The following is an 8,127-nucleotide window of genomic DNA, read 5'->3' as shown; positions in this document are numbered from 1 at the left end:
TCAGGGGGCTGCTGCCGCCGGTGTGTCTTACCCCGGCTTCTGGCGTCAGTTGGAGCAGCTTCAAGGTCGGGGGTACGGGAACCCTGAGCAAGAAGCCCTATGCCAGTGCTGAAATGAGAATTCCCTGATCAGCCAAAACGGAAAAGTTTGTGACGCTTCTGTTTCCTTGGAAAAAAGGAAAGCCGCTACAAACCATGCACCCTCTCCGCCTTCAGAGATCCATAGGCCTGGGGATCACAGGTGAGCAGAATCACCTGGAGGCCGTGAGCCACAGCGGTTTCCAACATCCTGCTCACCATGGGGATGCGCTCGGGGTCGGTGTTGGTGAAGGCGTCGTCAAAGATCAGGGGCAGGCAGCCGTCGTGGCGATGCTTCAAAACATCGGCCATGGACAGGCGCAGGGCAGCGGCAAACTGTTCCCTCATGCCGCCGCTGAGTTGGGCAAAGTCGTACGGGTTCTGGTCGCGCCACAACTGGAGACCATGCAAGCCTGTATCCTGTGTATAACTCATCTCGCAGACGGGGCCGCCTTGCCGGTCAGGGTACAAAGGGGCCAGATAGCTGCTGATGGCCTGGGCCAGGGGCTCGGTGTAGCGGCTGGAGAGATCCGCCTGCGCCTGCTGGAAAAGCTCCTTGAGCAACAACAGGGCTTTCCCCAACTGCTGCTGGTGCTCCCGTTGCTCCCGGGCCTGTTCCCAGGCGGCCTGGGCCTTCTCCAGGGTGGTCATGGGGTCTTCTTCTTGGCTGCTGATGCTCCGGCGCCGCTCCTGAAGTGTTCCTTCCTCATGAAGCAACTCTTGTTGACGGTCCTGTAGCTCTCTCTCCTGGCGTTCCAGCTCGGGGATGATCATTTCCGGAGCACCTGACTCCGGCACCGTCAACGCCTGGAGCTGCTGCTGAAGTTTTTTCAGCTCGGCTTGGGAAATGGTCTGCTTCTGCTTCTCCTGGGTGTGGAGTTTTTCCAGGGCTTCGGTGGTTTTGTAGGTGGCCAGGAGCTCCTCCACCTGCCCCCGGCGATCCTCTTCCTGGCTGGCGAGCGCCTGCAATTGGGTCTGCACCTGAGCCTGTTTAGTCTCGATGTCGGTCAGTGCCTTTTGGGCTAGGCGCAAGTCCTCCTCGGCTTGCCGACACAGATTCTTCACCTCCCGACTGGCGTTTTGGTGCTCCCCAAGTTGGCATTCCAGCCCGGCGGTGGTGAGGGGGACCTCCCCGGTGGGTGTTGGGTCCGCTTTGCCCGGTGCAGCCTGGCCCGGTGCCTCTTGCGCCAACTGCTGCTTCTGGGCTTCCACGTGGGTCAATTCCTCCTGAAGGCTCTGGAGCGTCTGGGGATCCGCCGGCTGAAGCTGGGCCTGCAACTCTTGCCGCTTACGGGAGATCTCGTCAGCCACCTCCACACTGGCCACACCCAGGCACCGCAGCTTTTCCTCCAATGCCTGGGTGGCTTCCTGGTGGGCCTTGGCCAGGGCCGCCTGGTCCCCGCCGGGGCTGATGCGCACCGTCACGTCATCTCCCACCCGCAACTCCGCCGCCCCGGTCAATGGCAGCGGCTGGCCCATGGTGAGGGGTTGCTCTCCCAGCCGCACCTGCTGATGGGCCTGGGCATAGAGCAGTTCCACCGTGGCCGCCATAGCATCCTGGCGGGTTCGGCAATCCCGCTGACGGTCTTCCAGTCGGCGCAGTTCCTTCACCTGGCCAAGGTCAACGGCAGGCAAATGTCTCAAGTCGCTGTTTAACTGCTCCTGGGCCTGCTGCTGCTCTTGCAGCGCCTGAATCTCCTGCTGGAGTCGCCGTTGCTCCTTCCAGCACTGCAGTTGAGCCACCTTATGGGACAGGTAGGCATCCCGTTCTTGCAAGTCGTCGACCTGCTTCTGGTGTTCCGCCTGGGTCTGCTGGGCGCTGGCCAGTTGCGACGCCAATGCCTTCTCGTTTTTCTTGTACTGTTCCTGATCCAGCTTGTACTGCTGTCCTGTGCTGGTCAGTTTCTTGAGTCTGCTTTGATCCTGGCCCAGGCTCTCCACCCTGATGTTCAGGGTCTTCAGTTTGCTGCCCTCCAGGAGACACTGGTTCTGCAGTTCCCGCAACTTGGGCAGACGGGTTTTGAGGTCATCCAGCTGACCACAAACCTCTGCCAGTTTGTCATCCACTTGGGCAAGCTCCTGGCTGACAACCTTGTCATCCACCACCCGTTGCTTCGCTTGTTTCAAATCCTCGGCCGCCTGTTTTTCTTCTTGCTCAGCCGTCCACAGGGAGGAATATTTCTTGGGCTTGGGTTTTCTGCCCAGGTTGGTAAAGATGGCGTTGAGTTGTTCATTAACCCGATCCGCCACCTGTTGATCAAACGGGGATTGCAGGGCCGCCCCGCCCCGCTGCTCCAGTTGCCGGATCAGTTGCTCCAGGGGATAGGTCTCACGATCCTGGAGAGGGTCGTTCCCCGCCTCTCCCTGCACAACCCAGAGGTGACCCCAACATTTGTCATAAAGGTCGGAACCGGCCCGGCCGTCCAGGGGGCCGCCGCTCTCCAGCAGCGTTGCCAACATCTCCTGCGCCTCGGGTCCCGTCAGAGGTGAGCCCCCAGAAGGGTGCAGTTCCGTCCGTCCCCGGGCACCGCCAAACTCCTTATGGAGGCGCCAACTCCGCCCCCTGGCCGCAAAGGTCAACTCCACCGTCGGCACCCCCGGGTGGGTGCGGGAGCGGAGTGCGTTCACCACGGCGCCGCTGGTGGTGGCCTTCAGGAACAGGACCCGGCGCAGGGCTTCCAGAAGGGTGCTCTTGCCCGCTTCATTGGCGCCGCCGATGAGGGTGAGCCCCGGCGCAAAGTCCAGGCTCAATTCCCGGTGGACGCGAACGTTACAAATCCGGCAGTGCTTCAGTTGCATCCTCGGAAAAAACATGGGTTGGGGGCTTGTGTCAAGCGCGTCCGGCTTGTTCCTCTCGTCGCACCATGTGAAACAACTCCGCCAGGGCTCTGGAGGCAATCCCGGAGCTGGGGTCTTGAAGACACTGCTGCTGCAACTGGGTGGCTACGGAGCGAATGAGAGGGTCTTCAGGCCGGTTCAGCAGCACGTCCAGATCTTCACCCGTGGGCACGGCGGTGCAGGAGCCCTTGCGCACCATCACCAGCAATTGCTCACGCAAACCTTTACTCCACTGTACATAGCGGTCATGGCTGTCAAAATCCAGGATGCTGTGGCCCAGATCCAGATTGAGCAGATCACGGCGCACCCTGTTCTCCATCCAGCCGTCCACCTGCTGCTGAAGGCGGCGCAGGTCCTCTGCGCCGGAGAGTTGCGTCTTCAACTGGTGCCAGTGGAAGTGGCCCGTGGGATGAGCGGTCACCTGTGGCGTCCCACCGCGCTCCACGTCCACCAGCAGCACTTGAGACCGTCTGCCGCTGCCCTCTTTATCAAAGCAATCCGGTTCCGGTGTGCCACAATACCAGGCCTTGGGCGCCACCTGCTTGAGACCGTGCCAGTCGCCAAGGGCGACGTAGTCCACAGCAGCAGTGGGCAGATCACCCAGAGCGATGACGTTGTGGTGAACCCGCTGGCCAAAACTGGTGACGCTCCCGTGGGCCAGCACAAGGCGGGGCCGATCTGCCGGCAGGGTGTCCCAGGGGAAAGCATGCAACCAGGCCGTGGCGTCCGTGGCGCTGTGGCGGCGCAACAACGGGCAGGGCAGCACCACCAGATCGCTCAGCACGACCGGTTCCGCCTGGGCCAGCAGCCTCAGGTTGGGGGCATAGCGCTGCTGTGAGGCCTGAACCTCCGGCCTGTGCCAGATGCCGTCGGCACCACTGTGGTCGTGGTTCCCGGGAATCGTCAGAACAGGCAGCCCCATCCTGCCAATGGCGTGAAAACACTCATGCACCGTGTCCATGGGGAGGGTGGGGGAATCCCAAAGATCCCCAGCCACCACCACGTAAGCCACGTCCAACTCCTGGGCCGCCGCACCAATGCGATCAACAGCGTCCAGGCGGGCTTTGCGCAGGTCATAAGCAGCCTCCTCCGCAAAATTTCCATAGCCCTTACCAATCTGCCAATCCGCTGTGTGGATCAGGCGAACCATGGGATGCTGTCCTCCTGCTTCCGACTTTAGGTAGTTTGATTGAAAGTGTCCCTTCCATCCCCCCACCCATGCAGGACACTGATCCCGTCAATGCCCATGGCGCGGCTGGCCAGGACAACGCCACCGGCAGGAGGATTGAACGCTTCTGGAATACTTGGGTTGCCCTCAAAGGTCAGATCGACCTGGACAGTGGCCAGGGGCTTGTGGTCTATGGGCTGCTGGTTGCCGTCCTGCTCTACGGCTTGAACTTGCAGCAGCGTCGCCTCGCTGCCGACAATCTGTTGAATCTGGAGCCCATTGCGCCCTTGCCCCTGGAGATTCACCTGAGCAATACGCCGGTGCGGCTCGCGGAACAGGTGGAGACCGTGAATCCGGCAGTGGAGTTTCAACCCCTGACCCGCCTTGAGGATCCGGCGATTCGCCGCCAACTGTTGCGGGAGGCCTTACAGCCTGCGGATCCGGCGCCCCAATACGGCCTCCTGGAGGTGACTATGACCGCACCTGCCCAGGTCACCGTCTCCCAGCAAGGGGCCGTGGATACTAAGTTCATGGTAGCATCCGGAACGCTACGCTGGCGGCTGCAGCCAGCGTTTGCGGTGACGGTGATGCCACCGGACGGCGCCGTTGTCCGCTGGAACAATCAACCCCTTGCCCTCCTGGATGCAACCCGGGGGCTCTTCCAGGTGACTGCCCCTTGACGGCACTCAAGGTCACTCAAGATGCCGTGGTGCAGGACCCTCTCCCGTAGAGGGCCGCCATGGCCCCATAGCCCTGCAGGTGGCCGTCCAACTGCTCCAGGGGAACCGGTATCCGCCAACTCCAGTTGCCTGTTGTGGTGCCGGGGCGATTCATGCGGGCCTCGTCCCCCAGGCTCATGAGGTCCTGGAGCGGCGTCATCACCAGCGCTGCGCGGGACATGAGGGCAAGGCGCAGCAGTTGCCAGCCCGGTGCCGTGACCGGATGCCCCAGATAGGTTTCAACCCGCTGCCGGTCTTCTCCATTCAGGCTGGCCCACCACCCCACGCTGGTGGCGTTGTCGTGGGTGCCGGTGAACACCACAACGTTGTCGGAAGGATAGACGTGGGGCAGATAGGGGTTGTTGGGGTGGCCGTCAAACGCAAATTGGAGAATTTTCATGCCAGGAAGCTGGAAATCATCCCGCAGGGCCTCCACGGCTGGAGTGATGACCCCCAGATCCTCGGCAATGAGGGGTAGATCCTGAAACGCCTCCTGCCACTGGCGCAGCATGGCGGCGCCGGGTGACTGGTGCCAACGCCCATCACGGGCATCCTGATCCTGGCCAGGAACTGCCCAATAGGACTCCAGGGCACGGAAGTGGTCGATGCGCAGCACGTGGGCCAGGTGCAACTGGCGGCGGATGCGCTCTCGCCACCAGCGGAAATCCTCTTGCCGATGGCGATGCCAGGCGAAGGTGGGGGTGCCCCACAGTTGACCCGTGGCGGAAAAGTAATCCGGGGGAACACCGCTTTGCTCCCGCAATGACCCATCCCCATACACACTGAAGAGATGGGTGTGACCCCACACGTCGCTGCTGTCGTGGGCCACGTAGAAGGGCATGTCCCCAATGACGGTGATGCCCTTGCTGCGGGCCTGGCACAGCAGGTCTCCCCACTGGCGGTCCAATTGCCACTGGAGGAGCGCCTCTTGATCCATGGCGTCGGCAGCCGTGCGGCGGATACGGGCCAGAGCATCGGGGTGGCGTTGCGCCAGGGGACGGGACCACCGCCACCAGGGTCTCCCCTTTTGAAAGCCCTTGATCACCAGATAGAGACAGTGGTCCTCCAGCCAGGACCACTGATCCCGACGCCATGTGGCGAAGTCCTCCATGTATGACCCACGCATGAGGCCTTGCCGATAGCGTTGCAGCAGTGCCCGCCCCAAGTGGGCGGCGCGGGCATCCGCCAGTTTGCCGTCCAGTTGCGGTCTTGCAGGCTGATGGGCGCCAGGCAGTTGCTGGAGGGTGTCCTCCGGGATGAGGCCAGCGGTGTGGAGTGCCTCTCCATCCAGAAAGCGGGTGCTGATGGCCGAGGCGCTGGGCGCGTTGTAGGGGGAACCCAGAGGGTCGGGCGGCGCCAGGGGCAGCACCTGCCATGCCCCCAGACCATGGCGCGCCATGGCGGCAATCCAGGCCGCGGCCTCCTGGCCGAAGCTGCCGCAGCCCGGCGTCCTGCCCAGGCTGGTGGGGTGCAGCAAAACACCTGCGCAGCGACCGTTGAGACGTGTGTTCAGGGTTGGGGTTTTCGCCAACGGTTCCAGAGAAGCTGGTCGCCAAGGTTCTGCCCATGAAGGCCCTCGCCCAGGATTCGCTTGTAGAAATCCTTCAAGGTGTCCGTTCCAGTGGATGGCGTGGCATCTGCACAATAGGCGTTGGTTTGCGGATCCCACACCAGCATGGATTCCGTGGCGTAGTAGCGCCCGATGCGGGCATACTCCAGGGTGTCCTCTAGGCCGGGAGCCAGCCGGTTGAGGGCAGTGAAGACCTGAATGACCACGTCGAACAACGCCATTGGAAGGCGGAGAAAGCGGGGGGGACGTTGCAGGAGGGAAAACAACAGTTCCCCCTGTTGCCGGGCCGTCAGGGCCGGACCGGGTCCACCAATGGGCAGAATACGGTTTTGCAGCTCGGGCCGTTCCAGACAATCTGCCATGTACTCAGCAAGATCCTCCTCACTGATGGGGGTGCAGGCTGCCTGCCGGCCGTCGCCAACCATCACATAGGGACACCCCCGTCGGACGGATTCCACCTGGGCGGCCAGGGACTTGAAAAACGCCGTGGGCCGCACGATGGACCAGATCAGACCCGAGGCCTTGAGTTCTTCTTCCACCTTGCCTTTGGCCTTTTGAAAGGCCAACAACGGCTTCTGCACGCAGATGGCCGACAACAACACAAACTGGCGGGCCCCCAGGTGGCGGGCTGCCGCGATGGCGTTAGCCGTTGCTTGGTGGTCGATGCGCCAACTGTCTGCAACCCCTCCGGTGCGGGAGGCCAGGCAGCAGATGACGGCATGGAAAGACTCGCCCCGACCGCCGTCCGCCAGTAGGGAATCCAACCGGGTCACCTGACCAAAGCGCACGTCCGCTCCGGCCAGGGCCTGACGGGTTGCCTCCTCGTCATCTGTGCCGCCAACACCGGAGCGGGGCCGGGCAAAGGCCACCACCCCATGACCCCGGTTGACCAGAGCCCGCACCACTGCCTTGCCGATGTAGCCGGTGCTGCCCACCACAAGAACCTGCTGCGACAGCTGTTTGCCAGACTTGGCTCCCCCGTCGGGGGGTTGAGATTTTTGTGTGTTCAGGGGACTTGTCGTAAAAGGAATGGAGACTGAATCATTGGCCTTGAATCCATTTTGCCTGAGCCGGGAGTCAACGGGGACTTCACTAATCCCGCAACGCCATGCAAAACCTGTGGTATCGGAGACTAGCGTCACTAGGACACAACAGAATGCCATCCATTTTTCTCCGCATTGTCCTGCGGTTGGGCACGTTCTTTGTTGCGCTCCTGGTGTGTTCGGTGGCCTTGAATCGCCTCTGGCCGAGGCAGGCTGATCTGGTGAGTCGCTCTGGACACGGGAGTCAGCAGGAGGGCACGAGCCCGGCGCTCAAGGATCCCCTCATGTTGCTCCTCATGGGTCTTGCCCCGAAAGACACTGAACAGCAACTCCCCAACATTAGTGATATTCTGCTGGTGCATCTGGTCCCGGGTCAGCCCGTGCGACTCCTCCAGGTGCCTGCCACAACCTTGGTGACGGTGCCAGGCAGCGGCACCGTCACCCTGAGCCGTGCCTACAACATCGGCGATGTCAGGCTCGTGGCGGAATTATTGAAACAGCACCCGAACCATCCCGAGACCCTGGTGGATCGTTACATTCTGAGCAGCAGCCCGTCCCTGGCGGCGTTTGTGGATGTCATGGGTGGTGTGCCCATGATGCTGGATCCGCCCCCCCAGCCACTTGCACGGGTCACTTCTCCCCCGAATGACGCCGGAACTATCGTACAGGACGTGCAAGACGGCAATTACCAAGCCTCCAGCGTCGGCGCCGG

Annotated in this window: 6 protein-coding genes; 2 read left to right on the top strand and 4 right to left on the bottom strand. The window is 62.2% G+C overall.

Annotated elements, in window-relative coordinates; genetic code table 11:
* Positions 1-185: 185 nt before the first annotated feature.
* The gene (locus FLM9_RS08620) at positions 186-2,891 is read right to left on the bottom strand and encodes an AAA family ATPase (RefSeq protein ID WP_081340160.1); all 2,706 of its coding nucleotides are present in this window, start codon (positions 2,889-2,891) and stop codon (positions 186-188) included.
* A 16-nt stretch (positions 2,892-2,907) separates the two neighbouring features.
* A complete protein-coding gene (locus FLM9_RS03130) occupies positions 2,908-4,065 on the bottom strand; it encodes a metallophosphoesterase family protein (protein WP_074457217.1) in 1,158 nt (385 codons plus the stop codon).
* 68 nt (positions 4,066-4,133) lie between these two features.
* Between FLM9_RS03130 and FLM9_RS03125 the strand changes: the two genes are divergently transcribed.
* Complete coding sequence (locus FLM9_RS03125; protein WP_074457216.1) at positions 4,134-4,763, top strand: hypothetical protein; 630 nt, start codon at positions 4,134-4,136, stop codon at positions 4,761-4,763.
* A gap of 16 nt (positions 4,764-4,779) precedes the next feature.
* Here FLM9_RS03125 and malQ read toward each other — a convergent pair whose 3' ends face one another.
* Together malQ and FLM9_RS03115 are read right to left on the bottom strand one after the other, a co-directional pair.
* A complete protein-coding gene (gene malQ / locus FLM9_RS03120; protein ID WP_257242980.1) occupies positions 4,780-6,333 on the bottom strand; it encodes a 4-alpha-glucanotransferase in 1,554 nt (517 codons plus the stop codon).
* A complete protein-coding gene (locus FLM9_RS03115) occupies positions 6,312-7,310 on the bottom strand; it encodes an NAD(P)H-binding protein (RefSeq protein WP_438801328.1) in 999 nt (332 codons plus the stop codon). Before FLM9_RS03115 ends, malQ begins: the two co-directional genes overlap by 22 nt.
* A gap of 218 nt (positions 7,311-7,528) precedes the next feature.
* Between FLM9_RS03115 and FLM9_RS03110 the strand changes: the two genes are divergently transcribed.
* A partial coding sequence (locus FLM9_RS03110; RefSeq protein ID WP_143324575.1) for an LCP family protein occupies positions 7,529-8,127 on the top strand: 599 nt, incomplete at its 3' end.

The sequence above is a fragment of the Candidatus Synechococcus spongiarum genome (genome assembly GCF_900047545.1).
Taxonomy (GTDB): Bacteria; Cyanobacteriota; Cyanobacteriia; order PCC-6307; family Cyanobiaceae; genus Synechococcus_B; species Synechococcus_B spongiarum_C.
Note: the sequence above shows the minus strand (reverse complement) of the source record. Positions and strands in the feature narration are given on the sequence as shown.